This is a genomic window from Tautonia rosea (assembly GCF_012958305.1).
GTDB lineage: Bacteria > Planctomycetota > Planctomycetia > Isosphaerales > Isosphaeraceae > Tautonia > Tautonia rosea.
In genome coordinates, this window is record NZ_JABBYO010000063.1 from 1 (window position 1) to 361 (window position 361).

1 pseudogene is annotated in these 361 nt (G+C 74.0%); it reads left to right on the forward strand.

The features are described from left to right. Positions 1–158: 158 nt before the first annotated feature. Positions 159–361 (forward strand): annotated as a pseudogene (locus tag HG800_RS27110) (hypothetical protein); the annotation flags it as partial.

The following is a 361-nucleotide window of genomic DNA, read 5'->3' on the forward strand; positions in this document are numbered from 1 at the left end:
CCGAGCCGCCACCTAACGGGACACGTCTTGACGTGAGCCAATCGCGATGAGAAGCCGGCCGGCGGGCCGCGGAGGAGTGTCTGGGGCGCGGGCCCCCGCCGGGACGACGATCCCCCCGAGGCCCCGCCACGCGGGAAGCGACGCCGATCGCCCCCCGCGTGCCGACCCCCGAGAGCGGTTTGCGAGCCGATGCCCCTTCCCGCATCGCGACTCACCCACCCGACCGTCCCCGCGCCGACTGCGACCCGAGCCGATCCGTCGCGCCGCGCTTCACCCCGAACCCCGGTCAGGAACCCCACCCCCTGCCACGGCCCGTCGACGGTGCGCTCTTGACATCAGAGGCCATGAGAGCGGTTAGGCG